Source organism: Sediminibacterium ginsengisoli (assembly GCF_900167075.1).
GTDB classification, from domain to species: domain Bacteria; phylum Bacteroidota; class Bacteroidia; order Chitinophagales; family Chitinophagaceae; genus Sediminibacterium; species Sediminibacterium ginsengisoli.
Window position 1 is genome coordinate 220,841 of the sequence record NZ_FUWH01000001.1, and the last position, 26,275, is coordinate 247,115.

At 46.3% G+C, this 26,275-nt stretch carries 22 protein-coding genes; 13 read left to right on the plus strand and 9 right to left on the minus strand.

The features are described from left to right. Positions 1-27: 27 nt before the first annotated feature. Positions 28-1,035 carry an NAD(P)H-dependent glycerol-3-phosphate dehydrogenase gene (locus B5D42_RS01120; protein ID WP_078829577.1) on the plus strand — a complete coding sequence of 336 codons (1,008 nt, stop codon included), beginning with the start codon at positions 28-30 and terminating at the stop codon, positions 1,033-1,035. A 125-nt stretch (positions 1,036-1,160) separates the two neighbouring features. Here B5D42_RS01120 and hemW read toward each other — a convergent pair whose 3' ends face one another. Continuing rightward, complete coding sequence (gene hemW, locus B5D42_RS01125) at positions 1,161-2,285, minus strand: radical SAM family heme chaperone HemW (RefSeq protein ID WP_078829578.1); 1,125 nt, start codon at positions 2,283-2,285, stop codon at positions 1,161-1,163. A gap of 119 nt (positions 2,286-2,404) precedes the next feature. On the opposite strand from hemW, the gene B5D42_RS01130 reads away from it, so the two are divergent. The 7 genes from B5D42_RS01130 (at position 2,405) to porN (ending at position 11,376) form a co-directional block, all read left to right on the plus strand. After that, a complete protein-coding gene (locus B5D42_RS01130) occupies positions 2,405-3,427 on the plus strand; it encodes a DUF4271 domain-containing protein (RefSeq protein ID WP_176112868.1) in 1,023 nt (340 codons plus the stop codon). 37 nt (positions 3,428-3,464) lie between these two features. Beyond that, a complete protein-coding gene (locus B5D42_RS01135; protein WP_078829580.1) occupies positions 3,465-4,265 on the plus strand; it encodes a uroporphyrinogen-III synthase in 801 nt (266 codons plus the stop codon). An 88-nt stretch (positions 4,266-4,353) separates the two neighbouring features. Next, entirely contained in the window at positions 4,354-6,390 is a 2,037-nt protein-coding gene (locus tag B5D42_RS01140; RefSeq protein WP_078829581.1) for a thioredoxin domain-containing protein, read from the plus strand. Between the two features lie 191 nt (positions 6,391-6,581). Next, a complete protein-coding gene (gene porK / locus B5D42_RS01145; RefSeq protein WP_078829582.1) occupies positions 6,582-7,862 on the plus strand; it encodes a T9SS ring complex lipoprotein PorK/GldK in 1,281 nt (426 codons plus the stop codon). A gap of 77 nt (positions 7,863-7,939) precedes the next feature. After that, on the plus strand, positions 7,940-8,692 hold the full coding sequence (gene porL / locus B5D42_RS01150) for a type IX secretion system motor protein PorL/GldL (protein WP_078829583.1): 753 nt from the start codon (positions 7,940-7,942) through the stop codon (positions 8,690-8,692). A gap of 57 nt (positions 8,693-8,749) precedes the next feature. Then, entirely contained in the window at positions 8,750-10,300 is a 1,551-nt protein-coding gene (gene porM / locus B5D42_RS01155; protein WP_078829584.1) for a type IX secretion system motor protein PorM/GldM, read from the plus strand. A gap of 8 nt (positions 10,301-10,308) precedes the next feature. Next, a complete protein-coding gene (gene porN / locus B5D42_RS01160) occupies positions 10,309-11,376 on the plus strand; it encodes a type IX secretion system ring subunit PorN/GldN (RefSeq protein ID WP_078829585.1) in 1,068 nt (355 codons plus the stop codon). Between the two features lie 186 nt (positions 11,377-11,562). Here the strand turns inward: porN and uvrC are convergent, their stop codons facing one another. The 4 genes from uvrC to B5D42_RS01180 form a co-directional block, all read right to left on the minus strand. Beyond that, entirely contained in the window at positions 11,563-13,383 is a 1,821-nt protein-coding gene (gene uvrC / locus B5D42_RS01165; protein WP_078829586.1) for an excinuclease ABC subunit UvrC, read from the minus strand. A 14-nt stretch (positions 13,384-13,397) separates the two neighbouring features. Next, positions 13,398-13,988 carry a hypothetical protein gene (locus tag B5D42_RS01170; RefSeq protein ID WP_078829587.1) on the minus strand — a complete coding sequence of 197 codons (591 nt, stop codon included), beginning with the start codon at positions 13,986-13,988 and terminating at the stop codon, positions 13,398-13,400. Between the two features lie 75 nt (positions 13,989-14,063). After that, the gene (locus B5D42_RS01175; RefSeq protein WP_078829588.1) at positions 14,064-15,521 is read right to left on the minus strand and encodes an outer membrane beta-barrel protein; all 1,458 of its coding nucleotides are present in this window, start codon (positions 15,519-15,521) and stop codon (positions 14,064-14,066) included. 20 nt (positions 15,522-15,541) lie between these two features. Beyond that, positions 15,542-16,123: an RNA polymerase sigma factor gene (locus B5D42_RS01180; RefSeq protein ID WP_078829589.1), complete on the minus strand. Its 582-nt coding sequence runs from the start codon at positions 16,121-16,123 to the stop codon at positions 15,542-15,544. Between the two features lie 229 nt (positions 16,124-16,352). Here B5D42_RS01180 and B5D42_RS01185 point away from each other — a divergent pair, with 229 nt between their 5' ends. Together B5D42_RS01185 and B5D42_RS01190 are read left to right on the plus strand one after the other, a co-directional pair. Continuing rightward, entirely contained in the window at positions 16,353-18,791 is a 2,439-nt protein-coding gene (locus tag B5D42_RS01185; protein WP_078829590.1) for a TonB-dependent receptor, read from the plus strand. 98 nt (positions 18,792-18,889) lie between these two features. After that, the gene (locus B5D42_RS01190) at positions 18,890-19,333 is read left to right on the plus strand and encodes a DUF2721 domain-containing protein (RefSeq protein ID WP_078829591.1); all 444 of its coding nucleotides are present in this window, start codon (positions 18,890-18,892) and stop codon (positions 19,331-19,333) included. Between the two features lie 42 nt (positions 19,334-19,375). On the opposite strand, the gene B5D42_RS01195 is transcribed toward B5D42_RS01190, so the two are convergent. Next, entirely contained in the window at positions 19,376-20,083 is a 708-nt protein-coding gene (locus B5D42_RS01195) for an Abi family protein (RefSeq protein WP_078829592.1), read from the minus strand. A 150-nt stretch (positions 20,084-20,233) separates the two neighbouring features. Continuing rightward, positions 20,234-21,997, minus strand: a complete 1,764-nt coding sequence (locus B5D42_RS01200; protein ID WP_078829593.1) for an ABC transporter ATP-binding protein — start codon at positions 21,995-21,997, stop codon at positions 20,234-20,236. Between the two features lie 180 nt (positions 21,998-22,177). Between B5D42_RS01200 and B5D42_RS01205 the strand changes: the two genes are divergently transcribed. Then, positions 22,178-22,651: a ribonuclease H-like YkuK family protein gene (locus B5D42_RS01205; RefSeq protein WP_078829594.1), complete on the plus strand. Its 474-nt coding sequence runs from the start codon at positions 22,178-22,180 to the stop codon at positions 22,649-22,651. A gap of 9 nt (positions 22,652-22,660) precedes the next feature. Here B5D42_RS01205 and yihA read toward each other — a convergent pair whose 3' ends face one another. Together yihA and gpmI are read right to left on the minus strand one after the other, a co-directional pair. Continuing rightward, positions 22,661-23,296, minus strand: coding sequence for a ribosome biogenesis GTP-binding protein YihA/YsxC (gene yihA, locus B5D42_RS01210; RefSeq protein ID WP_078829595.1), 636 nt, complete (start codon positions 23,294-23,296; stop codon positions 22,661-22,663). Positions 23,297-23,316: 20 nt separating this feature from the next. Further along, entirely contained in the window at positions 23,317-24,843 is a 1,527-nt protein-coding gene (gene gpmI, locus B5D42_RS01215; protein WP_078829596.1) for a 2,3-bisphosphoglycerate-independent phosphoglycerate mutase, read from the minus strand. Positions 24,844-24,956: 113 nt separating this feature from the next. On the opposite strand from gpmI, the gene B5D42_RS01220 reads away from it, so the two are divergent. Continuing rightward, a complete protein-coding gene (locus B5D42_RS01220; protein WP_176112869.1) occupies positions 24,957-25,337 on the plus strand; it encodes a DUF4783 domain-containing protein in 381 nt (126 codons plus the stop codon). Between the two features lie 80 nt (positions 25,338-25,417). Next, a complete protein-coding gene (nadC, locus tag B5D42_RS01225) occupies positions 25,418-26,275 on the plus strand; it encodes a carboxylating nicotinate-nucleotide diphosphorylase (RefSeq protein ID WP_078829598.1) in 858 nt (285 codons plus the stop codon).

The window sequence follows — 26,275 nt, forward strand, 5'->3', positions numbered from 1 at the left end:
GTAGGAACCAGATTTAATTTTTTGCGCATGCAGTTTGGAATGATAGGCAGCGGGAGCTGGGCAACGGCGCTTGCAAAGATCCTTACGGATAACGGGAATACTATTAACTGGTGGGTCAGGAATGAGGATACGATCCGCTATATTCAGAAAAGAGGACATAATCCGCATTACCTCGGTGCTGCTTATTTCAACCAGCAGCAACTGAACCTCGATAGCGGGATCCGCAATATTGTAGCGTCATCCGACGTGCTGGTGATCGCCATTCCGGCAGCCTATGTGGCATCAGCGCTGGAACAGCTTGATAAAAATGCGTTACAGGGCAAAAAGATCGTATCTGCGGTGAAGGGAATGCTACCTGCAGGCAACCAGTTGCTCAATCACTACCTCGCAACACAATACGATTTCCCGGAAAAAGATTATGTGGCATTATTAGGCCCGTGTCATGCTGAAGAAGTGGCCGCCGAAAAACTGTCATACCTCACTTTTGCAGGCAGCGATATCGATTTTACAACTGCAATTTCTGCTTCTTTCCGCACAGATTATATTAATACCGTTGTCAGCACGGATCTCACGGGGGTTCAATATGCGGCGGTACTGAAAAATATCTACGCGCTGGGCGCCGGCATTGCACACGGGCTCGAATACGGCGATAATTTCCTGAGTGTATATATCGCCAACAGTGCACGGGAAATGGTAGATTTTCTCCGGAAACTTACCATGCAGGAAAAAGGTGCGCAGGACGACCCGCCTGATTATGCGGCATCTGTTTACCTGGGTGATCTGCTTGTAACCTGTTATTCCTTATTCAGCCGTAACCGCACTTTTGGTAATATGATCGGGAAAGGCTATTCCGTAAAAGCGGCCCAGCTGGAACTGAATATGGTGGCCGAGGGGTATAATGCCAGCAAGTGTATCACAGGGAAAAACGAAACCGTTGGCGCCGCTCTTCCTATTGCAAGGGCCATTTACGAGATATTATGGGAACATCTTCCTGCCGCTGATGGATTTAAGAAAATAGAAGGCTTTCTGCAATAACGAAAGTTGTACCTTTAGGTATGCCAGTTTCATTTACCTTATTAAGCCCAGGTACCATCATCGCCCTCATAGGGTGTGTGGCCTTCATCAGCCTGGTGAAAAAAATGGCTCATAAAAGACACTGATCATAGATCAAACAGATCGGCAGCGATTCCGTCTGCCAGGAATTTCCCTGAAGCATTCAGTTTTAACCGGTTTTCTGTAAACAGAACATGAGCATTGCTGATATGTTTCTGCACTGCTGCCATTAATCGTTCTGCCTGGTCATGGCCCCAGGTCATTCTTACATGTTCAACAGAAACGCCCTCCAGGGTCCGCAGGCTGGTCATGATGTATTCATTCAGCTGTTGTTGCGGCGTAAGGATTTCCTCCTCGCCGGGAATTGTTCCGGCTGTTACGCCAGCCAGGTAAAGACTGTTGTTGGCCATATTCCATTGCCGGCTGCTGCCGTTAAAGGAGTGCGCCGAAGGGCCTAAACCGAGATAAGGTTTACCCTGCCAGTAGCTGCTGTTATGCCTGCTCCTGAAACCGGGCAGGGCAAAATTGGAGATTTCGTAATGTTCAAAACCAGCTTCGGCCAGCTTTTGGGTAAGTATTTCAAAATGTCGCGCCTGTTTGTCGGGATCTACATCCTCCAGTTTATGCTGACGTATCAGCTGATCCAGCGCGGTTTTCGGTTCAACGGTAAGTGCATAACAGGAAATATGCGGGATTCCGGCGTTGAGCAGGGTTTCAATGTTGATCAGCCATTGCTCATCACTTAAGGTAGGTGTACCGTAGATCAGGTCAGCTGTGATATTATCAAAGCCGGCTTCTTTTGCAAACCGGATGGCATTGAGCGCCTGTGATGCATTATGCGCCCGGTTCATCCAGGCAAGATCCGCATCTGCAAAAGACTGGATCCCGATACTGAGCCTGTTTACGCCGGACTGCTTCCAGCCGGCGAGGCTGGTTTCATCAATATCATCAGGATTGGTTTCCAGTGTGATCTCGGCTCCGGGTACAACAGTAAATAATTGATACAATGTACTGATGATCGCATCCAGCTGGGCTTGCGTTAAGAGAGAAGGGGTGCCTCCGCCGAGATAGATGGTTTCAACCGGCCCGGTGATATAATTTTTTTTCAGGTGCGCTTCGCGGATAATGGCATCCACCATATCAGGAAGTTTCTGATGTGCGGTAGAAAAGTGAAAGTTGCAGTAATTGCAGGCTTTTCTGCAAAAAGGGATATGAATATAGATGCCTGCCATAAAGCAAAATTATGCCTCCGCACTGAATCATCTCCTGATGACGGAAACGTTATTTTTAAATGCCTCCTGTGCCGCGTCATTCTTCATCCCAAATCAATATTTTTGCTGAAAGCAACGGATTGAAGCAGATTTTCCTGATACTGGTTCTGATGAGCAGCATTTGCGGAGTGATGGCCCAGGCCGATTCACAGTCCAGGCCGGCGCGCATGGAAACGGCAGGAGTCCGGCAACAGGCAGTGGTAAAACGTGCCGATACACTTGTAAGAACACAGGTGGCGACAATTACCGTTGACTCGGCCATGCAATCCCGTTTAACGGACAGTCTGCTCCAGGACAGCCTGCGCAGGGATTCTCTCGCTAAAGCAGCACAGGTATTGCCACCGGTTGATCGCATTGACACATCTACATATGCCCGTTATCGCACCGGTTACCCCTTTGCGCCGATGGATAAGCCGGCTGTTTATATGAATATTGAATACCGCGAACGGGCATCCAAAGACGATCTTTTCTATGTGCTCACGGGATTGGTTTTCCTGCTGGCCTTTGTAAAAGTGGCATTCCCGAGGTATTTCCGGAATATATTTATCCTCATCTTCCAGACATCCCTGCGGCAGAAACAGACCCGCGACCAGTTATTACAGGATAACCTGGCTTCGCTGTTCACCAATCTTTTATTCGTTATCAGCATGGGATTGTACGGCGCTATTGTGGTAGGGAACAAGGGGCTGGCTTCCATATCCTTCTGGTGGGTAGCTGTTTACGGGGCCGCTTTGCTGCTGGTGGTTTACACGGGAAAATTCCTTTTTTTACAGTTTTCGGGCTGGGTTTTCAATTCCAGGGAAGCAGCTTCGGCCTATATTTTTATTGTATTCCTCGTGAATAAAGTGATCGGTATCGTATTGATTCCCTTTCTTTTATTACTGGCTTTTACCGGTGAACCAGCCGCCGATGTGGTCTTTACCGTGTCGCTGGCAGTGATCGGATTGCTGTTAATATACAGGTACCTGATCTCCTTCGGAGCACTCCGCAGTAATTTGAAAGTGAATGCCTTGCACTTTTTCCTGTACCTTTGCGCCGTTGAAGTACTCCCGATACTGTTAATATACAAGCTGTTGGTTAACTATATCGACGGAAGATTTTAATTTTGCAACCTTAGAGCAATCAGCAATCTAGAGTATCATGGTAAAAAGCGGGTCAAAAAAGTCAACGCCAAAGACAACCAAACGGATCCTGATTTCCCAACCCAGACCGGAAAGTGAGAAATCGCCTTATTTCGACCTGGAGAAAAAATACCAGGTAGAATTATTCTTCCATCCGTTTATTAAACTCGAAGGAATACCGGCAAGGGAATTCCGCAAACAGAAGATCGACATTTCGCAGTATTCGGCCGTTATATTCACCAGCCGGAATGCCATCGACCATTTTTTCCGCACCTGCGAAGAAATGAAAATCACCATTGGCCAGGATACCAAGTATTTCTGCATTACCGAGGCGGTAGCGCTTTATCTCCAGAAATTCATCCTCTATCGCAAACGTAAAGTGTTTTATGGTGCAGATGGTACCAATAAAAGCATGTTCGACGTGATCAACAAACACAAGGAGAACGAAAAATTCCTCTACGTGTGCAGCGAGAACCAGCAGGATAATGAAATCGTGAACTGGCTGAAAACGAATAAATGCGAATACCAGCTTGCATTCATGTACCGTACCATCAGTAACGATGTAAAGAGTGTATTCACCCACTGCGATTTCGATGTCATCTGCTTTTTTACACCAAGCGGCGTAAAAAGCCTGTTCGATAATTTCCCTTCATTTGAACAGAACGGAACTGTTATCGGCGCTTTCGGAAACAATACTTCCAAAGCTGTGGAAGATGCAGGCCTCACCCTGGAAATCAAAGTACCGGCACCGCAACGCCCGAGCATGGTAGCGGCGCTCGACCATTTCCTGGCCGCGTCTGCAACGCCGGTAAAAAAATAAAAAATGAACTGAATATATCTGATACCCTGCCCAGGCAGGGTATCTTTGTTATGGGAAACCCACACTTTTCCTCATCCAATCGTCCTATATGCAATACACGAATCTGCTTGCGCATGAAACAAGTCCTTATCTGCTGCAGCATGCCCATAATCCCGTTAACTGGTATCCCTGGGGCGAAGAAGCGCTGAATAAAGCAAGAGCCGAAGACAAGCCGATCCTTGTCAGCATTGGCTATTCCGCCTGTCACTGGTGTCATGTAATGGAAAGGGAAAGTTTCGAGAGCGAAGCCGTAGCAACCATTATGAATGAGCGGTTCATCAATATAAAAATAGACCGCGAGGAACGGCCTGACCTGGATCATATCTATATGGATGCTGTTCAGGCCATGACGGGAAGCGGCGGCTGGCCGCTGAATGTATTCCTTACGCCGGAGGGCAAACCATTTTATGGCGGCACTTATTTTCCGCCCCGAAGAGCGCACAACCGCGCCAGCTGGACGGAGGTCCTGGAAGGCGTTCATAAAGCGTATACAGAAAACAGGGATAAAATAGAAGATCAGGCGGAGCAGCTTACAAAGCATATTGAGCAGACCAATGCTTTTGGCAGAACGGTAGGTGTTCAGTCCGAACAGGATCATGCTTTGTTACAGCAGATCGCAGATAATATTTTAAAAAATGCCGATACCGAATGGGGCGGTTTTGGTGCCGCGCCTAAATTCCCACAGACATTTTCCATTATTTATCTGCTCAGGCACTATCATTTCAGCGGACAGCAGGAAGCGCTTGATCAGGCACTGCTGAGCCTTGATAAAATGATCGATGGTGGTATTTACGACCAGCTTGGTGGCGGTTTTGCCCGCTACAGCACCGATCCGGAGTGGCTTGCGCCGCATTTTGAAAAGATGCTTTACGACAATGCCCTGCTGGTAAATGCCATGAGCGAAGCATTTCAGCTTACCGGCAATAAAAAATATGAAAGGGCTATCCGGGAAACGATCGGGTTTGTGAAAAGAGAGCTGACCAGCCCGGAAAAAGGTTTTTATAGTGCGATCGATGCGGACAGTGAAGGGGTGGAAGGTAAATTTTACACCTGGCAGCAATCAGAAATTGAAGCGTTACTGGGCAGCGATGCCCCAGTTTTTTGCCGATATTATGATATTTCCGAGGCCGGGAACTGGGAACACACAAATATTTTAAGGGTAAAAAAAGATCCCGAAAATTTTGCACTACAGGAGAACAGGGATATTAACGACATAAACAGGATACTGGAAACCGGCCGGAAAAAATTGCTTGAAGCCCGGGAATTACGCCCCAGACCTTTACTCGATGATAAACAACTTTGTGGCTGGAATGCATTGATGATCACAGCCTTAGCCAAAGCCTACGCCGCATTGGGCGACCCTGAATACCGGAGCATGGCCGTTTCCGCCACCGGTTTTCTCGAAAAAGAGTTCCGCAGGGCAGATGGAAGCTGGCTGCATACGTTCAAGCAGGGCCATGCAAGGATCCCGGCTTTCCTGGATGATCTGGCTTTCCTGGTCCAAGCTTATATCCATCTCCAGGAGATCACCGGTAACCAGGAATACCTGCTGAAAGCCCGTGAACTGGTAGAATATCTTAACCTTCATTTCTCGGAACAAGACACCGGCTTCTATTATTATACACACGATGGTCAGCAGGATGTGATCGTACGGAAAAAGGAAATCTATGATGGCGCTACGCCTTCTGCAAATGCTGTAATGGCATCCAATATATTGTATATTTCTAAAATATTTAATGTTTTTGAATGGGAGGAGAGAGCCAGGCAAATGATCGCTTCGCTCCAGAAAACAATTGTGGGTTATCCGGGATCATTTGGGGTATGGGCAGCCAGTCTGCAGCAGCTGGTAAACGGGACTGTGGAAATCGCAATTGTTGGGGCAGGAGCAGCAGATCATCTCAGTGTCGTTTTACGACAGTTCATACCCAATAAAGTGATTCAGGCGTCTGTAAAAGAGCAGCCGGAATTTCCTTTACTGGCCGGGAAAAAGCCTGCTGAAAACGGAGAAACCCGGTTTTATCTCTGCCGCGATTATGCGTGTAGTGATCCCCTTACAGATGTAGTTGATTTTTTAGCAAAAGTGTAACAAAGAATGCGGTAATTTGCCTGTCCGACAGTTGACTAGCCTTATGAAAATGATTATGAATTTTAATTCACAATGCCGTTGAGAGCAAATTTTACCCGCCTTTAAAAATTATTGAGATTTAAACAGTAAAGTTGGCAATACTGCCAATGCAAAACTTATATTTGTCACTGTCATAAACCATATTTCTTTTTATGAAAGGATATTTAACTACCATCACTGTAGCTGCTATATCATTGACCTTATCCTCCTGCTTTCTGAAAAAAGGCAATAAGGCAAGGGCTTTGCCTGATGATGGACAGTTGCATGGTGTTGCGCCAACAGCGAGACAAAGCATGCAGCCACCTGTGGGAATGGTATATATACAGCCGGGCGCATTTCACATGGGTCCGAATGATGAGGATATTACTTTCAGCTACAGCAACAGAAATCGTATGGTGTCTATGCCGGGTTTCTGGATGGATGCTACGGAGATCACCAATAACCAGTACCGCCAGTTTGTAAACTGGGTACGTGATTCCCTCGCTTTCAAGATCCTGTTCGGCTCGGGTATCAACAAAGAAGATACAATGGCGGTTGACTGGAAGCGGGTAGCTACCATCAAGTACGATAAAACGACCATCGAGAAATTAAACGAGCTGAACCTCGCACCGGATAACAGGCTTTACGGCCGCCCGGGCATCGATCCTAATAAACTGATCTACCACTACGAATTTTTTGATCTGCCTGAAGCTGCAAAACGCGAAAATGCAGACCTGCCAGTGAGCAACTTCGTAATTAAAAGAGATCAGAAAGTGTATCCCGATACACTGGTATGGATCAGGGATTTCTCTTACTCTTATAACGAACCTCAGACCAAGCAATATTTCAGTCACCCTGCCTATGGCGGTTACCCTGTAGTAGGTGTAACCTGGAAGCAGGCGGTCGCTTTCTGTAACTGGAGAACACATATACAGAATTCATTCCTGGAAAGGAAAAATATGGCCATCGATGGTGATTACCGTCTGCCGAACGAAGCGGAATGGGAATATGCAGCACGTGGCGGAAGAACGAATTCTATGTTCCCGTGGGGTAACTATTACCTGAGGAATAAAAAAGGCTGTCTGATGGCCAACTTCAAACCAGGCCGCGGTAACTACGCGGAAGATGGCGGCTTCTATACTGTTCCTGCAAATGCATACTGGCCGAACGACTGGGGCTTATATAATATGTCAGGAAACGTTGCAGAATGGACGGCTTCCTATTTCTATGAAGGCTCTTACAACTTCATGGCAGATATGAGTCCGGATGTGAGACTGGATGCGAAAGACGAAGACCTGCCAAACATGAAACGTAAAGTGGTGCGTGGCGGAAGCTTTAAAGATATCGGGTATTACCTGCAGGTGGGAGCCCGTAATTACGAATACCAGGATACGGCAAAATCATACATCGGGTTCCGTTGTGTGATAGACCTGGCTCCGAAATGGAAAAAATAATCAAGGCTGATACAAACTGAAAATAAAAAATCCAAGCAAATCCTTTTTAACCCTTACAAATTTTAAACAACACCACTATGGCTTCTGGAATTTCTCCCGTAACCAACCGTATTGTAAACGTTATCGTTTGTCTCGGCGCCGCTGTCGTAATTTTCGGGGCAATGGCAAAGATCCTTCACCTTTCATGGGCCGACTGGGCTCTGAAGATCGGTCTTACCACTGAGGCAATGATCTTTATTATCTATGCAATTCTCCCTCCGCCGGATATGGACAGTCATGCTGCTCCGGCTCCTGCAGCAGCAGGCGGTAACCAGGCTTTGAATGTAATGCAGGATATGCTTGCAAAAGCGGATATCACTCCTGTAACACTGTCTAAGCTGAGCGAAGGCTTTAAAAAATTAGGAACAACTGTAGAAAACATGGGCGAGATCAGCGACGTGGTAAAAGCCACCGGCGATCTTTCTGCTAAAACCAAAGAAGCAACTGTTGCCTTATCATCAGTAGCCGGCGCGGTTAACGAAGCAACCAAATCCATGAGCGGACTGAACCTTGCATCTGAAAGCACCAAACAATACCATGAGCAGGTACAGGTACTTACCAAAAATTTGTCTTCTTTAAATACGATTTACGAATTGGAACTCCAGGAAAGCAACAATCACCTGAAAGCACTGAACCAGTTTTATGGTAAACTGGCACAGGCTTCTGCAGCTATGACCACCAGCGCGGAAGATGCAATGAAGGCGAAAGAGCAGATCGCAGCACTGGCCAACAACCTGTCTAAACTGAACCAGGTATATGGTAACATGCTTACTGCAATGCAGGGTAGATAAAATTTGCAATCCGATCAGATAAACCAATTTAAAACCGTATTGTAAAAATTTAGAAGCATGTCACTACCCAAGGAGCCGCGGCAGAAGATGATCAACATGATGTACCTGGTGCTTACCGCACTGCTGGCACTGAATGTATCGTCTGAAATCCTCAACGCGTTCAAAACAGTGGATCGCAGTTTGATGACAGCCAGCGAGATAGTAGAAAAAAAGAACACGGATATATTCAAATCATTCCAGAAAAAAATAGCCGACCCTAAAACACAGGCCAAAGCACAGGAATGGTTTCCGAAGGCTGAAAAAGCTAAAGTACTGGCTGACCAGGTATATGAATATATCAATCAGCTGAAAGCAGAATTAAAGAAAGAATCAGGACTGAAAATTGAAAACGGCGTTGAAAATTACAAGGAAGATGATCTGGATGCACCAACACGTCTTCTCGTTTCTTCTCCGCCGAATGGCAAAGCAAAAGGCGCTGAACTGTTTGCAAAACTGCAAAACTTCAGGAACCAGTTGCTGGAAATAGATCCTGAGATAAAGTCCGAAATCGGGCCTAATCTGCCGCTTGATCTGCGTGTACCGAAAACGAATAATGAAGCCGGTAAAGATGACTGGGCTTTCAATTATTTCCATATGACGCCTACGGTGGCGGCGATCACTATCCTGAGCAAGTTTCAGAACGATATCAAGAACAGCGAAGCCCAGGTAGTAGAGTTCTGCCATAAGAAAATAGGTGAAGTAGAGATCATTTACGATGAATTCCAGGCTTTTGCAGGAACCAACTCACAGTACCTCATGCCGGGCGAAGAGCTCGTGATCACTGCAGGTGTGGGCGCGTTCAGCAAAGCTGCAAAACCAAGTATCACGGTAGATGGCGCATCAGTTCCGCTGAAGGAAGATGGTGCAGCAGAGTATAAAACAACTGTGAACACATCAGGCGCAGGAACTAAAAAAGTAAGGATCTCTTATATCAAGCCCGATGGAACAACAGCAACCGTTGAAAAAGAAGTGAAATATACCGTAGGTGTACCTGCCGGACTGGTGGTATCAACCGACAGAACAAGGGTATTCTACCGTGGTATCGAAAACCCGCTCAGCGTAACCGGAGGCGGTGGCGATGAGAAGGTAAACGTGAGTGTGGAAGGACAGGGTGTGAACATGAGCAAAGCAGGTCCGGGTCAGTATGTTGTGGTACCTAACCAGCTGGGCAATGTAACGGTAGTAGCTTCAGATGGAAAGAAAACACAAAGGATCAATATACCTGTGAAAAAAATCCCGGATCCGATAGCACTGGTAGGCGGAAGCGCCGGAGGTACCATGAGCGCGAATGTGTTCCGTGTACAGAAAGGTGTGATCGCGGATCTGCGCGACTTCGTATTCGAAGGAATCCAGTTCAAGGTAGTTTCCTTCATGGTGATCTGCACCGGAAAAGGATTCGATGAGCCAGGCTACGAACAGAATACCGGCGCAACCTTCAGCGGAGAGACACTGAACCTGATCAAAAGGTGCCAGGCAGGAACTACGGTAACTGTAGGTGAGATCAAAGTAGCAGAACCGGGTGGCGGAACCAGGAAGCTTGATCAGAATATAACATTCATCTTGCAATAAGAAGAATTATGAAAAAGACACCATTGTTTTTATTGTTGACTTCGTTGCTGATCGGTAGTGCGGCAATGGCGCAGTTCAACCTTCCTCCGAAGAAGGCTGCTGCAGATACGGGAAGGAACAAAACGACCAATCCTGCAACAACGGCACCTCCTACCATTACCAATAAGGTAACGGGTCTGCCTCCGGCAGGCACTGGAAATGCCAATGCAGCAAACGCTCAGCCAACCAAAACAATTGATACAACAATGGTTGGTGGTTTTATGGGCGAACCGTTGCCCAGGAGCCTGCGCAGCGGAACAGCAGTAGAACGTACCATTACAAGGGAGAAAAAACCATTGCCTTACGAGCACCTGCGCGAAGACGACTGGCATTACAGTGAAATGATCTGGTCTGAGATCGATGCGCGTGAGAAAATGAACCAGGCTTTCATGTACCCGGGTAAAGACGACAATGGTGTGGACCAAAGATTCTTTTCGATCCTTTTAAGTGCGATCAAGAACGACAGCGTTGTAGCTTTTTCTGCTGAAGGTGGTGATGACCAGTTCAGAACACCACTTGCTTATGCTGATATCAGTAAAATGCTGAAAGGAAGTCTGGATACACAGCTTGTACCGAACCCGAATAACCCGAATATCTTTGATACAGCGGTTATTTACGATACCAAGTTTGCACCGAATCCGGATTCTATCTACACATTCCGCCTGAAACAGCAATGGATCTTCGATAAGGAAGCAAGCAGGATGTTCTGCCGTACCATCGGTATTGCACCTGTAGCCAAGATCGTTCTGAATGGGAAATCGGTAAGCAAAACGCTTTTCTGGGTATACTACCCGGATATCCGCCAGACGCTTACCAAGTTCCTGGTCTATAATCCCAAAAGTTTCGCCAGCCGGATGACGTGGGAGGATCTTTTTGAGAACCGTTATTATTCGAGTTATATCATTAAAACAAGCAATAATAACCCGAACGACAAATTTCTGTCGGGCATGATCAAAGACCCGTTATTCAGGTTACTGGAAGGAGATAATATCAAGGAACGCCTGTTCAACTACGAGCAGGACCTGTGGCAATATTAAGATAATAACTAAACCAATTGAAAAGAGAGGCCCTGAAAGCCTCTCTTTTTGCGTGTTTTACCGCTTATATTATAAAATTTTAATCAGGGATTGTTGTTTGATTAAATACATTTCGTAACTTTACTCTGGTTTTTCATAGGATATTGGATTTTAAAAACGGGGCTGGATTTCTATCCTGGCCCCTTTTTATTTGTCCTGATCCGCGCCTCCCTGGAAATGATTCCTGATAATCGCAGCTTTTGCTTTTCCTACCGCTTTCACCAGTTCTTCTTCCGGTAATGCTTTAACCGCTGCAACGGAACGATATGTTTTCAATAATTGTTCGGCCGTTTGTTTGCCGATGCCTTTTATCTGCTCCAGTTCATTTTTGAATGTACCCTTCGATCGCTGGTTGCGGTGAAAAGTGATACCGAACCTGTGCACTTCATCCCGGATACGGCGAACGAGTTTAAGACTGTCGCTATTCCACGGAAGTTTAATAGACGTGCTGTCCCCCGGGAAGAAAAGTTCTTCTTCATTTTTAGCAAGCCCTACAACAGTTACACTACCCACAAGGTTAAGTTCACGGATACTTTCCATAGCGGCGCCCAGCTGCCCTTTACCGCCGTCTATGATGATCAGCTGAGGCAAAGGCTCCTCTTCGGCAAGCAGGCGCCTGTAGCGTCTGTAAACCACTTCTTTCATCGTTGCAAAATCGTTGATGCCCTCAACTGTCTTCACATTGTAATGCCGGTAATCTTTCTTGCTGGGCATCCCATCTCTGAAACAGACCATGGCCGATACCGGGAAAGCTCCCTGGAAATTGGAGTTATCGAAACATTCGATATGCACGGGTACTTCCTGCAACTGCAGGTAACGCTGCAATTCGTAAAGGACTTTCTTTTTTTCCGCATCGGTCTTCCCTTCGAGATGCAGGATCTTTTTCTTTTTCAGGTCTTCGCGGAAATACATCACATTCTTTACGGAAAGATCCAGCAGTTTCTTTTTATCGCCGCCTTTGGGTATGGTCACAGCCAGCTGATCGTCGATCACCTCAACCGGAAATGGAACAATAATTTCTTTTGCCTGGCTGTTGAATGTACCGCGGAGCTGCGTAACGGCAAAGGATAGTACTTCCTCTTCCGTTTCTTCCAGTTTTGTTTCGAGCAGTACGGTATGGGTCTGCACGATGGTGCCGTTCTGCACCATCAGGTAGTTTACGTAAGCCTGGTCATCCTCTTTGGCAACGGAAAACACATCCATGCTGAGCAGGTGTTTGCTCACGATCACCGATTTCGCCTGATAATTTTCAAGATGCTCTATTTTCTGCCGCAGCATTTCAGCTTTTTCGAACTGAAGCGATACAGCCAGTTCCTGCATTTCAGTTTTGAAATGACCGATCACCGAACCCAGGTTGCCTTTCAGGATATTTCTTACCTGCTGTAAACCTTCTGCATAATCTTCGGCCGATTGCAACCCTTCACAGGGGCCTTTACAATTACCGAGATGGTATTCCAGGCAAACCTTGAATTTCCCTTTGCGGATATTATGATCCGTGAGATTGAGTTTACAGGTTCTCAGGGGAACATATTGCCGGGTGAACTCCATCAGCTCACGTACTTTACCTGCAGATGTAAAAGGCCCCAGGTATTCCGAACCATCGTTTATTTTTTTACGTGTAAAGAATACGCGCGGAAATGGTTCTTTACGGATAACGATATAAGGATAGGTCTTATCGTCCTTAAGATTGATATTGTATTTCGGCTGGTATTCCTTGATCAGCGAATTCTCAAGCAGGAAAGCATCGTGTTCGGAATCAACGATCGTAAAAGCAATACGATGGATCCTTTTAACGAGCTCATGTGTTTTATAAGTGGTGAACGTTTTCGAAAAATAAGAACCTACACGCTTCCGGAGGTTCTTCGCTTTGCCCACATACAATAAAATATCTGCGGCATCATAATATTTATAAATGCCCGGCTGCCCTGGTATGGTATGCGCTATCTGTTGAAACTGTTCTCCTGTCATGCTGCACTCACTTCCTATTGTGCGGAAGTATCGTTATTCCAGTTAATATAATTCAATTCGGTATGCGTATAAGTACCTGCAGTCATATAACGGTTTACCGTAAAACTACTGAAGGCTTTCCAGTTGGCCTGTTCGGTAACCAGCGTATCTCCCTTGCGGTAGTTACTGCGTATAAATACGCGCTTGACCTGGCTGCTTTCCTGGTCCAGCAGGATATCGATACTCCTGATCACCGCATCGGGGTTAATACTGGTATAGTTGATCGTATAACTTTTTGTAGTGAGATCCTGGAAAACGGTCTCCCTGTACAAAGGTCTTAACGCCGGTGTTGCGATATTCTTTTCAGTAAAAAAGTGCATCCATTCTTTCAGCTGTTCCTGGGTAAGTGTAACAGAATCTTTTTTTGTATCCACTTCACTGATCTTGTATACAGGTGTTTTCAGGGCCGATGCATATTGCAGCTGGCTATTAAAAAAGGTGGTCAGATCGTAGATACTGCTGGTATCCGTTCCGGGCTGGGAATCAGCTCCTGTTACCGCCTTGTTTTTATTCCTGCAGGCTGCAATGACCAGCAATGTGACGAAACACCATGCCATTTTTTTCATCTTCAAAAATATTCATTAACAGGCAATAAAATACTGTGCCGTGTAGTCAAATGAGGAGGAAAACGGGAAAATAGTTTACCTGAACAACTGCTTGGTAAGGCCGATCCTCACACCATAATCGAGCAGGTATTCTTTGATAGGATAAGCATTGGAATAAGTAGGCAAATGCTGGTAGCGGATCTGTGGTCCGATCTGCCAGGTTGCTTTCCTGGTTTTGTAAGTCAGGTTGATACCTACACTGGTATTGATATTCCATTTACGCAGGAACTCGCCGCCATCGGCATAATGTTTCATGTCTGTAGAAAGCATGTAAACATGGTTGTTAAGCGTAAATGTTGGTTGTACGGAAGCTTCTGTATTAAGACCGATGTTTTTGCCCTGGATGATATCCCATTGCAGGCCAACCGGTACGGAAACCTGATACAGCTTGTTATCGAGCTGGGTGCTGCGGAAACCGGTATTATTGTTATATGGCGACAGTAATGTAATATTCTCCACGCCCCTGTAATTGATCAGCGAAATGGTGGTAGGGTCGTTGGTGAGCGACTGGAATGTTTCGATATGATACTGGCGTATGTTAAGTTGTGCGCCGGTTTTCAACTTCAGCCTGTCGGAAATATTGTAAAGAACCGCAAAGCCGAGTTCAAGGCCGATTGCAGGTTTATGTCTTACGATATTATTTACATCTGCGGAAAGGTTCTGGCTCGGAGGTGCGGTGGTAGACGTAACTGCGGGCTGAACCACTTCTTTCAGCTTTTCATTGGAGAGTCTCCTGTAGCTATGGGATGGTGTTACATAGAACTGTACACCGAATTTGTGACTTCTTGCTGTAATGGCAAGTTTAGGTGCAGCCGGTGTGTAGTTGAGACTTTTCAGGAGTTCGGAAGAGGGGCTGTTGATGCCGGATGGCGCAACAACCGGAAGCAGGCTGATGCTGGCCGCAACCGGTTGCATATCAGCCGCGAAACTGATATTTCCCGTATTGTTATTGCTGATAAAGCTATTGTTGAAAATAGCAGCGTAATGCTGGCTTTCAACCGGGATATAAGTATTTGCTGCCTGTTTCAAGGCCGTGTTTTTATTATCGGTTCTGCTTGAAACGGTCTCCTTTGCTTCTGTATTGATCGCAGCAGAAGCGAGCAGGTGCTGTTCATCGTCGGCCGTGATTACGGCAGGCCTGTTGTAATCGGCGAAAGTTTCGTTGGTAACTTTACCCGGAGTGCGGGTGCTGAAATAATCAGGATCGCTTTTCTTGCGTATAATAGTTGTACCCTGTGTTTTTATTTCACTCTTTGCGTTCATGGCAAGGGGGGCGGAGCCGGAAGGCTGGCCGGGCCTTACATTGAGCAAAGTGCTGACGGTAAGTGCTGTGATGATAAAGAGAGAGATGAAACTGAGCGCGGGCCAGGATTTATGGCCATGTAAATCCGTTCTGATGCTCTTCCAGACCTTGTCTGAAGGATACATCCGGTGCTGTTTTACTTCATCCTGTAAAAACTGCTCGAATTCGTCATGGTACTGCTGGTTCTCCATAGCGCAAACAAGAACTGCCGTTAAGGTTTTCTAAGAGCGGCGAGCCATTGAAAATCCTGTTTTGGTGTATCGATAATTTTCTTTTTGATCAATATTGTCTCCAGCATTGCTTTGGCACGTGTGTACTGGCTGCGGCTGGTACTTTCTTCTATATCAAGCATCAATCCTATTTCCCTGTGGCTGTAACCTTCCAGGGCATACAGGTTCAATACGGTTTTATATCCTACAGGTAACAGCCGGATGCACTCAGTGATCTGCCTGGCCTGCATGATAGAGGGAACCGTTTCTTCTTTCACCTGGAGGGTACTGGCATGGTCAAGATCCACACTGTCGCTGAACTTTTTGTACTTCTTCAAAAAGTTGATGCAGGTGTGTACAATGATCCGCCTGATCCAGCCTTCGAATGCGCCCTTGTTCTGGAAAGTGTGTACCTGGGTAAACACTTTGATGAACCCTTCCTGCAACATGTCTTCCGCATCTTCGCGGCTCTGTGCAAAACGGTAGCACACACTCAGCATCTTGGGGCTGTAGCGGTTGTACAACTCGCGCTGTGCTGCTGCATCATTATGGATGCAGCCTGCAATGATCGCCTGTTCCGTCATGAGGGATTAAAATGATTCCCATAAATATAGACATTATTTTATTGATTATGCTGCATTTCCAACCGCCCCGGAACCTCCGCACAAAGAAATAATAATACGCTTACCCCGTTTTGGCCGGTTTGCCACCATTCTCCGCCGGTTCATCCATTTACCGGAAAATATTTTTTGCAACAATGATGTATTTTGTCTTTTTTGTTTACGTTTGCAACGTTGTATCAAAAAATACCCAATGAGATCATTCCTAACCACTTTACTTATCGGCAGCCTGGTATCGGCTTCCGGTATTGTTAATACTGCTACTGCCGCTCCTTATGGCAGCTATGCAGAAGTTCCCGGTAAATCTGTATTGAGCGGGAAAGTAACAGACGCTTCCGGCAAACCCCTGGCCGGCGCTGCCGTTTTCCTGCACGAAGCAAAAGCCGGTGTTGTGACCAAAGATGACGGAACCTTTACTTCTCCGGCTGTTCCCGCAGGAAAATACCTGGTGGAGGTTTCTTTTACTGGCTATGCTACCCAGATCCTGACCATCGATCTGAGCACCAACGCCGTCAGGAACTTTTCCCTCACTGAAACTGTAGTTGAGCAGGAAGCGGTAATCGTTACCGGCGTGGCTTCTGCTATCCGGCTGAAAGAATCTGCCCAGCCGGTATCGGTTGTAAAAAGAAGCGACCTGCTTCAGAGCAGTTCTACCAATATCATCGATGCATTGAGCAAAGCGGTGCCTGGTGTTTCAGGATTGTCTACCGGTCCGGCGATTGCCAAACCGGTTATCCGGGGCCTTGGTTATAACAGGGTGGTTACCGTTCACGATGGTGTTCGCCAGGAAGGGCAGCAATGGGGCGATGAGCACGGGATTGAGATCGATGAATATTCTGTTCAGAAAGTGGAAGTGCTGAAAGGGCCGGCTTCGCTGATGTATGGCAGCGATGCGATGGCCGGTGTGGTGCATATCATCACCAATGTGCCTGTGGAAAGGGGAACCATCAAAGGAAATATTCTCGGCAGTTTTACAGACAACAACGGCTTATGGGGCACCAATGCCAATGTAGCAGGCCACCTGAACAATGGATTCAACTGGAATGCTTATGGTACTTACCGTTCTGCAGGCGATTACCAGAATAAATACGATGGCCGGGTATTCAACAGCCGTTTCAACGAACGTAATTTCGGCGGTTATGTGGGGATCAATAAATCATGGGGTTACAGCCACCTTCTCGTGAGCAATTTCAACCAGCAGATCGGTATGGTGGAAGGTGCGCGTGATGCAGCTACCGGGCAGTTCCTGATCTTCCCTGAAACACCCGACGAGCGGATCGCAACAAATGATGAACTGAAAAGCCGCAGCATTTATACGCCTTATCAGCGCATCAATCATTTCAAAATAGCAAGTGACAATAATTTCGCTATCGGAAATAACAGGCTGATGGTGAACATCGGCTACCAGGAAAACAAACGCAGGGAATTCGGCGATCCGGATGCGCCTGGAACACCAGACCTTTTCTTCGATCTCAAAACCGTGAACTATAGCGTTCAGTTTCAGCTGCATGAGAACAACGGCTGGAAAACGGCGTTCGGTGTTACCGGTATGTACCAGCAGAACCGCAACCTGGCAGAAGAAGTGCTGATACCTGAATACAACCAGTTCGATGCAGGTGCATTTATATACACCAAGAAAACATTCAATTCAAAACTTACCTTAAGCGGTGGTGTGCGCGGCGATATCCGTTCGCTGAACAGCAAGGCTTTTGATGATAACGGCTCGCCTAAATTCAGTGCATTCAAAAAGAACTTCGGCAATTTCAGCGGAAGTGCAGGTCTGAGCTACAACACCAGCAAGGACGTAACACTGAAACTGAATATTGCACGCGGTTACCGCGCACCATCCGTGAGCGAACTGGCCAGCAATGGTGCTCATGAGGGAACCAACCGTTATGAATACGGCGATAATAACCTGAAAACAGAAACATCTTTCCAGGTTGATGCAGGTGTTGAAGTAAATACCATGCACGTGAGCTTCAGCCTGAATGCGTTCTATAACAACATCAGCAATTATATCTATTACAGCAGGCTGGAAGCTGTTGGCGGCGGCGATTCGCTCGTTGACCTGGGCGGCGGTGATTTTGCGGAAGCATTTAAATTCAGGCAGGCCGGTGCTTCACTGGCTGGTTTTGAAGTGAATGTAGACCTGCACCCGCATCCGCTCGACTGGCTGCATTTTGAAAACAGCTTCTCTATGGTTGCAGGCACCTTCAACCAGACTTTTGAAGGAACCAACAAATTACCTTTCATCCCGGCGCCGCGCTGGCAGAGTGAACTGCGCGGTAATTTCAAAAAAGCGGGCAGCACACTTCGCAACGCTTACCTGAAGTTTGCGCTGGATTATACAGCATCGCAGAAAAATGTATTCTCAGCATACAATACTGAAACCCCCACCGGCAGCTATGCGTTGTTGAATATAGGCGCAGGTACTGATGTAGTCAGCAGGGGCAAAACGATCTTCGGCATCCACCTTTCACTGAACAACCTCACGGATGTGGCGTATCAAAACCACCTCAGCAGGCTGAAATATACCGATGTGAATAATGTGACCGGAAGAACAGGTGTATTCAATATGGGCAGGTCTTTCAATGTGAAGATCAATGTGCCGCTCGATTTCAGGTTGAAATAAGTTAACGTATCAGTGATATCGTTGTGAGGCGGTACGGTTGCAGCAGAATTTTCTGAGCAGATGTGCCGCCTCTGACGTTTCTTTATTACATTGCTGATATGGATATCACCATCAATACCCCCGCTTTGTTATTCCCGGCTATCAGCCTGATCATGCTGGCTTATACGAACCGTTTCCTTGCCTTATCAAGCAGGGTAAGAAACCTGCACGATCGTTACCAGAGCCACGAACAGAAACATATTATCCATGGCCAGATCAAAAACCTGCGTTACCGGTTAAAACTGATCAGGAATATGCAGGCTTTGGGTGTATTGAGCTTTCTCGCTGCCATCTTCAGCATGTTCCTCATCTATAACGAATACATGACCATTGCCAATATCGTATTTGCGGGAAGCATGCTCACGTTTGCCGCTTCGCTGATCTTGTCATTGCTCGAGATCAAACTCAGTACCCGCGCACTGGAGCTGGAACTGAGCGACATGGAAGGCTTGGAAGATCCTTCGGTGCTGGAGTTTTTCAGGAAGAAGTTTGATCGGGATTAAGTGCCACATGTACTGATTAATTTCTGTCTGATATTAGCTTGGTTATATATTTTTTGCGCGCTGTATTTTTATCAATATTGAATCGATATTCTTAATCCATTTAATTAGTTCTGGATCTATCCAAATTAAAATATCGTTTATTGATTGATAGATATCTTCAACGTATGTAAAATCAATGATATTAGCATTAAAACATATTGGTTCATTGTGGTTTATACGATTTCTGAATTGCCTTATTTTATTAAGTCTGTCGCAAACTTCTCTTCTACCATGAGCGGGTGGTAAATTGCTGAAAACCTGGATTGGACGCCCTGAAAGTAATCGATAATGGTGCACCTCGAATAAATCAGTCCAAAATCCAAATGTTTGATCTGCAATAATTTTACCACTGGTTATCTGAAGCCTTAAACGTTGAAACCGCCGTTCTGACTTTTCTATGGATGATTTTAAAAAATCATTATTAATTCTTTGCCCTGTTCTCCGATCAAAATAACTAAGTGAAGGGTCTGACATGAATCCAAATTTTTGATTTGTAATCCAGTCTGGATCATTAAAATATACTGATAGTATCGTATTTATACGGTTTCTTAAGGTGACTTCTAAAATTCCCAACAATGGATGGAACGCTTGGGCAATTTTTAAATTTGCTTTATACAGTCTTATGGTTTTTGCTTTCTTATTACCACTTGCAATTAAATATCTATCAAGGCGTTGTGATGATAAATAAAGTTGAACGGTTTGAAATCTCATATTGGTGAAATATTTCAGCAAATGTCGATGAGACGACTTAACTTTACAGTGTGATGCCTGGTAAAGCCTCTTGCTTCGCAACGTAACCAGGTGTAAGAATTTAAAAGGGCCGCAATTGCGGCCCTTTCTTTTGATATATGTCTTAAAAATTTACGCTTTCCTTTCACCGATCTGCTGACGCCACATCGCGTAATACAATCCTTTCTCGGCAAGTAATTCGTAGTGATTGCCGGTTTCGGCTACCTGTCCTTTTTCCAGTACATAAATGCGGTGTGCATGCATGATGGTACTCAGCCGGTGCGCGATCATAACGGTAATCTGTTCTTTTTCTTTTGAAATGCTGCGGATGGTATTGGTGATCTCTTCTTCTGTAATACTATCCAGCGCTGAAGTTGCTTCGTCGAAAATGAGCAGGTGCGGATGTCTTAACAGCGCTCTTGCTATTGATAAACGTTGTTTTTCGCCGCCGCTTAATTTAAGGCCGCCTTCGCCGATCATGGTGTCGATTCCCTTTTCAGCCCTCGATAACAGGCCATCACAACTTGCTTTGTGCAATGCATCGAGCAGATCCTGTTCTGTTGCCTGCGGCGATACGAAGAGCAGGTTCTCGCGGATGGTTCCGGCAAATAGCTGTGTATCCTGTGTTACAAAACCGATCTGGTTCCGCACTTCGTCAAAATTGATCTCATTGCCATCCACGCCGTTATAGCAGATCTTGCCTTCCAGTGGCCGGTATAGTCCTACCAGCAGTTTTACCAACGTACTCTTTCCTGCGCCGGACGGACCAACGAATGCGATGGTCTCACCTTTTTTCACATCGAACGAAATACCATCAAGTGCTTTATAACTGGCTGTCTGGTGCTGGAAGCTCACATCCCTGAATTCCAGTTCTTCCACCAGGCCTACCTTCTTTGGCTCACGTGGCTGGTGTTCTACCTCCCTGCCCATCAGGTTATGAAAGTTAATCAGTGATGCTTCTGCCTCACGGTAGCTCATGATGATACTGCCGATCTCCTGCAGCGGCCCGAAAATGAAGAAACTGTAGAACTGGAGCGAGATCAGCTGACCCAGTGTAAGTACATCCCTGAAAATGAGCCACATCAGTGTAAAAGTGATCACCTGGCGCAACAGGTTTACCATGGTTCCCTGGATAAAGCTCAGCGACCTGATATTTTTCACCTTGCGCAATTCCAGCCCGAGGATCTTATAGGTATTTGTATTCAATCGTTTTACTTCCTGTTCGGTAAGCCCGAGACTTTTCACCAGCTCGATATTGCGTAGGCTTTCGGTAGTAGATCCGGCGAGGGAGGTAGTTTCCTTCACAATATTCTTCTGGATCACTTTGATCTTCTTGCTCAGCAGGTTGGTTACCACGGCGATAAGCACTGCGCCCACGAGGTAAATCGGCACGATAGACCAGTGAAGCCGGGTAGCATAGATAGATACAAATACAACGCTTACTATAATTCCGAATAGTACATTGATGACATAGCCGATGAACTTTTCGGTATCTGCCCTTACTTTGGTCAGTATCGAAAGGGTTTCACCACTACGCTGGTCTTCAAAATCCTGGTAAGGCAGACGCATGGAATGTTTCAGGCCGTCTGTGAAAATACGGGCGCCGAATTTCTGGATGATCACGTTCACCACATAATCCTGGAAAGCCTTGGCTATACGGCTTACCATGGCCGTGCCGATCAGCAGCAGGAACATGACGATTAGTCCGTTGATGAATTCTTTTTCCGCTCTCGGCGATCCGTCGGCCCCGAAATGAGGCACTTTGGCAAATTTGTCGATCAGCTGACCAAACAGCATCGGGTCAAATAAGGAGAAGGTCTGGTTGATGGCTGCCAGCAATAATGCCAGTAATACCAGCCATTTGTAAGGCTTTAAGTATTGATATAAAAGCTTCATGGGTTTATTTAAGGTGTTTTATCCTGTCAATTTTCATACTAAGTTCCATAACGTGACAAAGTTGCCATCTTTTGCCATTTGGAGGCTGACAGCCGTTTTCCACCAGTGTTAACAATAAGATAGCCCGGACCTGCGCCCCGGCAGTCATTTAATCGGTAACTTACAAAAACCTTAAATCGTATGCGCTGGAGAAAATTTAATGGGGAAACCATTCAGCTGCCTATCAAAGATGCGGTTGAAGATGCAATTAAAAGAGAAACCTCCGCTGGCACCAAACTCAAAGTGTGCATCGGCACAGACAGCCAGGTAAAAGGAGAAGACACCGAATTTGCCACGGTCATCGTTTTCCTGAGAGAACACAACGGCGGGTTCATGTACATTCACAATGAAAAGACCAGGCAGAAATTCCACATCAAGGAAAGAATGCTGGTAGAAGTAGCCAAAAGCATCGAGATCGCTTATGAGCTTTGCAATCTTTTCATCGAGTACCATGTAGACATGGAAGTTCATGCAGACATCAACACCAATCCACAGTTCAAAAGCAACGATGCCTTGCGCGAAGCCATGGGTTATATCCTGGGTATGGGTTTTGCGTTCAAAGCCAAGCCCGAAGCTTTTGCGAGCAGCTGCTGTGCCGATAAAGTGGTGAACTGATCAGATGCATTACTCTTCACTCAATGCTTCCTTGTTGCAGTCAGCAATGAATTGCAGCACGTCTTCACGTCCCTGCATCTTTTCGGCGCTGGTTACGAAATAACGCGGCAGGAACTGCCAGGTTTCCAGCATTTTGTCGAAAAATGCCTTCACATTCGCCTGTACGGCACCGGGCTTTTCCTTGTCGGATTTTGTAAACACGAGCGTAAAAGGAATTTCCCAGAGGTCGAGCTGGTTGATGAATTCAAGATCCAGCTTCTGTGGTTTATGCCTGGAATCGATCAGCACGAAAACATTCACGAGATTTTCTCTCTTGCGGAGGTAATTTTCGATCATCTGCTCCCATTTTCTCCTGCTCGACTGCGACACTTTGGCAAAGCCATAACCCGGCAGATCCACCAGGTACCATTTTTCGGAAGGCGACTTTTCTGACGCGGCGCTTGTTACCACGAAATGATTGATCATCTGGGTTTTTCCGGGCGCGGAAGAGGTTTTAGCCAGCTTGTTATTGCGGCATAACATATTGATAAGCGATGACTTGCCTACATTACTCCTGCCGATAAATGCATATTCCGGCTTGTCCGGCTTGGGACATTTATCAAATGAAGGGCTTGAAATAAGATATTCGGCTTTCCTGATCAGCATAGCAATTCAACATGTCAGGCTTACGCCTGGATTAAAACGTTTCCGGTCATTTCAGCCGGTATGGGCAGATCCATCATTTTCAGGATGGTTGGCGCAATATCGCCCAGCTTGCCATTCTGAACAGTACCGTTCCAGTCTTTATCGATCACAAAAAGCGGTACGAGGTTCAGCGTATGCGCGGTATTGGGACTGCCGTCTTCATTGATCATAAAATCGGCATTGCCATGATCTGCAGTAAGGAAAATGGTATAGCCATGCGCCAGTCCTGCTGTTACCACCCTGTTTACGCAGGCATCTACTGTTTCAGCGGCTTTGATGGCTGCGCTGAATACACCGGTATGACCTACCATATCTGTATTGGCATAGTTGAGACAGATAAAATCTGCTGTTTCCTGTTCAATTTCCGGGATGAGCTTATCGGTTATGCCGTAAGCACTCATTTCCGGCTGAAGATCATAGGTGGCAACTTTGGGTGATGGTACCATGATGCGGCTTTCTCCCGGGAACGGCTCTTCGCGTCCGCCACTGAAGAAGAAGGTAACGTGCGGATATTTTTCAGTTTCTGCAATGCGGATCTGTTTTTTACCGTTTGCAGAAAGCACTTCTCCAAGTGTATTATTCAGGTTGTCGTTCTCGAATACCACGCTCACATCCGTGAACTTATGATCGTACATGGTCATGGTGGTATAATGCAGTGCCAGTTTATGCATGCCGAATTCAGCGTTATTGGTCTGCGTAAGCACTTCGGTGATCTCACGGCAGCGGTCTGTACGGAAGTTAAAGCAAAGAGCAACATCTCCGTCTTTGATAGTAGCCAGCGGTTGCTGTGCTTCGTCCACGATAACGGTAGGCAGGATGAACTCGTCTGTAACTGAAGCGGCATACGCCTGTTCAATGGCAGCGATGGCATCGGTAGCTTTCTGGCCTTCGCCTTTCACCATACAATCGTAAGCCAGTTTTACCCTTTCCCAGCGTTTGTCGCGGTCCATGGCATAATACCTGCCACTTACGGAAGCAATGCGGCCAACGGAATTGTTGAGATGCTGCTGCAAGGTGGTGATAAAGCCGAGCCCGCTTTTCGGATCGGTATCGCGGCCATCGGTAAATGCGTGGATATATACTTCGGTAAGGCCTTCTGCTTTACAAAGATCGCAGATAGCCATGAGGTGGTTGATATGGGAGTGAACGCCACCGTCGCTCACCAGTCCTAAAAGGTGGAAGGGCTTGTTATTGTTCTTTGCAAAACGGATAGACGATAAAAGCGTATTGTTTTTCGCCAGTTCGCCTTCACGGATAGCAACATTGATACGCTGCAGTTCCTGGTAAACGATCCGGCCGGCGCCCAGGTTCAGGTGACCCACTTCGCTGTTGCCCATCTGCCCGTCGGGCAAACCTACGGATTCGCCACAGGTAACCAGGGTTGTATGCGGATATTTGTTATATAAGGAGCTTACAAAGGGAACATTGGCATTCTGAATTGCATCGGCGGTCTTGATTTTGCCGAGCCCCCATCCATCCATTATAACTAAAATGACTTTTCTGCTCATTGTTTTAAAACTACTTGTTAGGAATTGAAATTAGGCATTAACTTTAGCGCAACACTCAGAATGCAAAGTTGGCATGTTTTTGGCAATTTCAGCAGAAGATAATATTTATGAACATGAAAAGATTTTTTTTGATAGCGGGATTGAGCCTTTTCCTGATGTCGTTCACCTATTTCCAGGATTCCGGAGCGATCATCGAGGCTTTGAAATCGACCGACGTATCTAAAATTTCGTCTTATTTCGATGATTACGTAGATCTGAAGATCATGGAAAAAGATGAGGTGAAAAACATGGGCCGTAACCAGGCCGGCGTATTGCTGCGCTCGTTTTTCTCAGAAAATGGTGTTAAAGCTTTTGAAAAGATCTCCGACAGGCAGTTAGGGAATACGATGTATGTAACCGGTAAACTCACCGGGAACAATAAAAATTACAATATTACCCTGTTGCTGCGTGCGAAAGACGGCAAATACCAGATCCTTACGATCAGGATCAGTTAGAAAAGGAAACGTTAAAAGATACCTGCAGCCCTCGTTTGAAAACGGGGGCTGTTTGTTTTCAAGAACCTTAATTTTGTATTATGATACGATCTTTCGATGAACAGTTACGGCATCTTGTAACGGAAGCCCTCCACGAAGATGTGGGGGATGGCGATCATTCTACATTAAGCTGTATCCCGGCCGATAAAAAAGGCAGGGCCGTGCTGAAGATAAAACAGGATGGTATACTGGCCGGCATGGAAGTAGCGCAGAAGATCTTTAATATAGTAGAGCCCGGTTCTGCATTTACTGCTTTTAAAAAGGACGGGGAGGCCATGCTGAACGGCGAGAAAGCATTTGAAGTGGAAGCTTCCGTTCACACGATCCTGAAATGTGAGCGCCTGGTGCTGAACTGCATGCAGCGTATGAGCGGAATTGCTACGCTGACACACCGATACACTACCTTATTACAGGGTTTCCGCACACGCTTGCTCGATACACGCAAAACCACACCGAATTTCAGGCTGCTGGAAAAAGAAGCGGTAAAGATCGGCGGTGGCACCAATCACCGGTTCGGGCTTTATGATATGATCATGCTGAAGGATAATCACATCGATTATTGCGGCGGACTGGAGCCCGCCATCCTCAAAGCATGGCCCTATGCAGCGGAGCGAAACCTAAAGATAGAAGTGGAAACGAGAAGTCTTGCCGATGTAAACACGGTTTGTGCGATCGGTGAAGGCAAAGTCTTCCGGATCATGCTGGATAATTTTACACCCGAACAGGTGCGTGAAGCCGTTGAGCGCATCGGCGGACGTTTTGAAACAGAAGCCAGCGGCGGCATCAACCTGGATACGATACAAGCTTATGCATCAACAGGAGTGGATTATGTGAGTGTAGGCGGACTCATCCACCAGGCACATAGTCTCGACCTCAGCCTAAAAGCTATTATTCTTTAA

Excerpts from the sequence above, each read along its gene's own strand:
- B5D42_RS01170 (WP_078829587.1), bottom strand. The coding sequence starts at position 13,988 with ATGAAAAAAATGGCATGGTGTTTCGTCACATTGCTGGTCATTGCAGCC.
- porK (WP_078829582.1), top strand. The coding sequence starts at position 6,582 with ATGAAAGGATATTTAACTACCATCACTGTAGCTGCTATATCATTGACC.
- B5D42_RS01180 (WP_078829589.1), bottom strand. The coding sequence starts at position 16,123 with ATGACGGAACAGGCGATCATTGCAGGCTGCATCCATAATGATGCAGCA.
- gpmI (WP_078829596.1), bottom strand. The coding sequence starts at position 24,843 with ATGAGCAGAAAAGTCATTTTAGTTATAATGGATGGATGGGGGCTCGGC.
- B5D42_RS01195 (WP_078829592.1), bottom strand. The coding sequence starts at position 20,083 with ATGAGATTTCAAACCGTTCAACTTTATTTATCATCACAACGCCTTGAT.
- nadC (WP_078829598.1), top strand. The coding sequence starts at position 25,418 with ATGATACGATCTTTCGATGAACAGTTACGGCATCTTGTAACGGAAGCC.
- yihA (WP_078829595.1), bottom strand. The coding sequence starts at position 23,296 with ATGCTGATCAGGAAAGCCGAATATCTTATTTCAAGCCCTTCATTTGAT.
- B5D42_RS01175 (WP_078829588.1), bottom strand. The coding sequence starts at position 15,521 with ATGGAGAACCAGCAGTACCATGACGAATTCGAGCAGTTTTTACAGGAT.
- B5D42_RS01190 (WP_078829591.1), top strand. The coding sequence starts at position 18,890 with ATGGATATCACCATCAATACCCCCGCTTTGTTATTCCCGGCTATCAGC.
- B5D42_RS01220 (WP_176112869.1), top strand. The coding sequence starts at position 24,957 with ATGAAAAGATTTTTTTTGATAGCGGGATTGAGCCTTTTCCTGATGTCG.
- B5D42_RS01140 (WP_078829581.1), top strand. The coding sequence starts at position 4,354 with ATGCAATACACGAATCTGCTTGCGCATGAAACAAGTCCTTATCTGCTG.
- B5D42_RS01120 (WP_078829577.1), top strand. The coding sequence starts at position 28 with ATGCAGTTTGGAATGATAGGCAGCGGGAGCTGGGCAACGGCGCTTGCA.
- B5D42_RS01135 (WP_078829580.1), top strand. The coding sequence starts at position 3,465 with ATGGTAAAAAGCGGGTCAAAAAAGTCAACGCCAAAGACAACCAAACGG.
- porM (WP_078829584.1), top strand. The coding sequence starts at position 8,750 with ATGTCACTACCCAAGGAGCCGCGGCAGAAGATGATCAACATGATGTAC.
- B5D42_RS01185 (WP_078829590.1), top strand. The coding sequence starts at position 16,353 with ATGAGATCATTCCTAACCACTTTACTTATCGGCAGCCTGGTATCGGCT.
- porN (WP_078829585.1), top strand. The coding sequence starts at position 10,309 with ATGAAAAAGACACCATTGTTTTTATTGTTGACTTCGTTGCTGATCGGT.
- B5D42_RS01205 (WP_078829594.1), top strand. The coding sequence starts at position 22,178 with ATGCGCTGGAGAAAATTTAATGGGGAAACCATTCAGCTGCCTATCAAA.
- porL (WP_078829583.1), top strand. The coding sequence starts at position 7,940 with ATGGCTTCTGGAATTTCTCCCGTAACCAACCGTATTGTAAACGTTATC.
- uvrC (WP_078829586.1), bottom strand. The coding sequence starts at position 13,383 with ATGACAGGAGAACAGTTTCAACAGATAGCGCATACCATACCAGGGCAG.
- B5D42_RS01200 (WP_078829593.1), bottom strand. The coding sequence starts at position 21,997 with ATGAAGCTTTTATATCAATACTTAAAGCCTTACAAATGGCTGGTATTA.
- hemW (WP_078829578.1), bottom strand. The coding sequence starts at position 2,285 with ATGGCAGGCATCTATATTCATATCCCTTTTTGCAGAAAAGCCTGCAAT.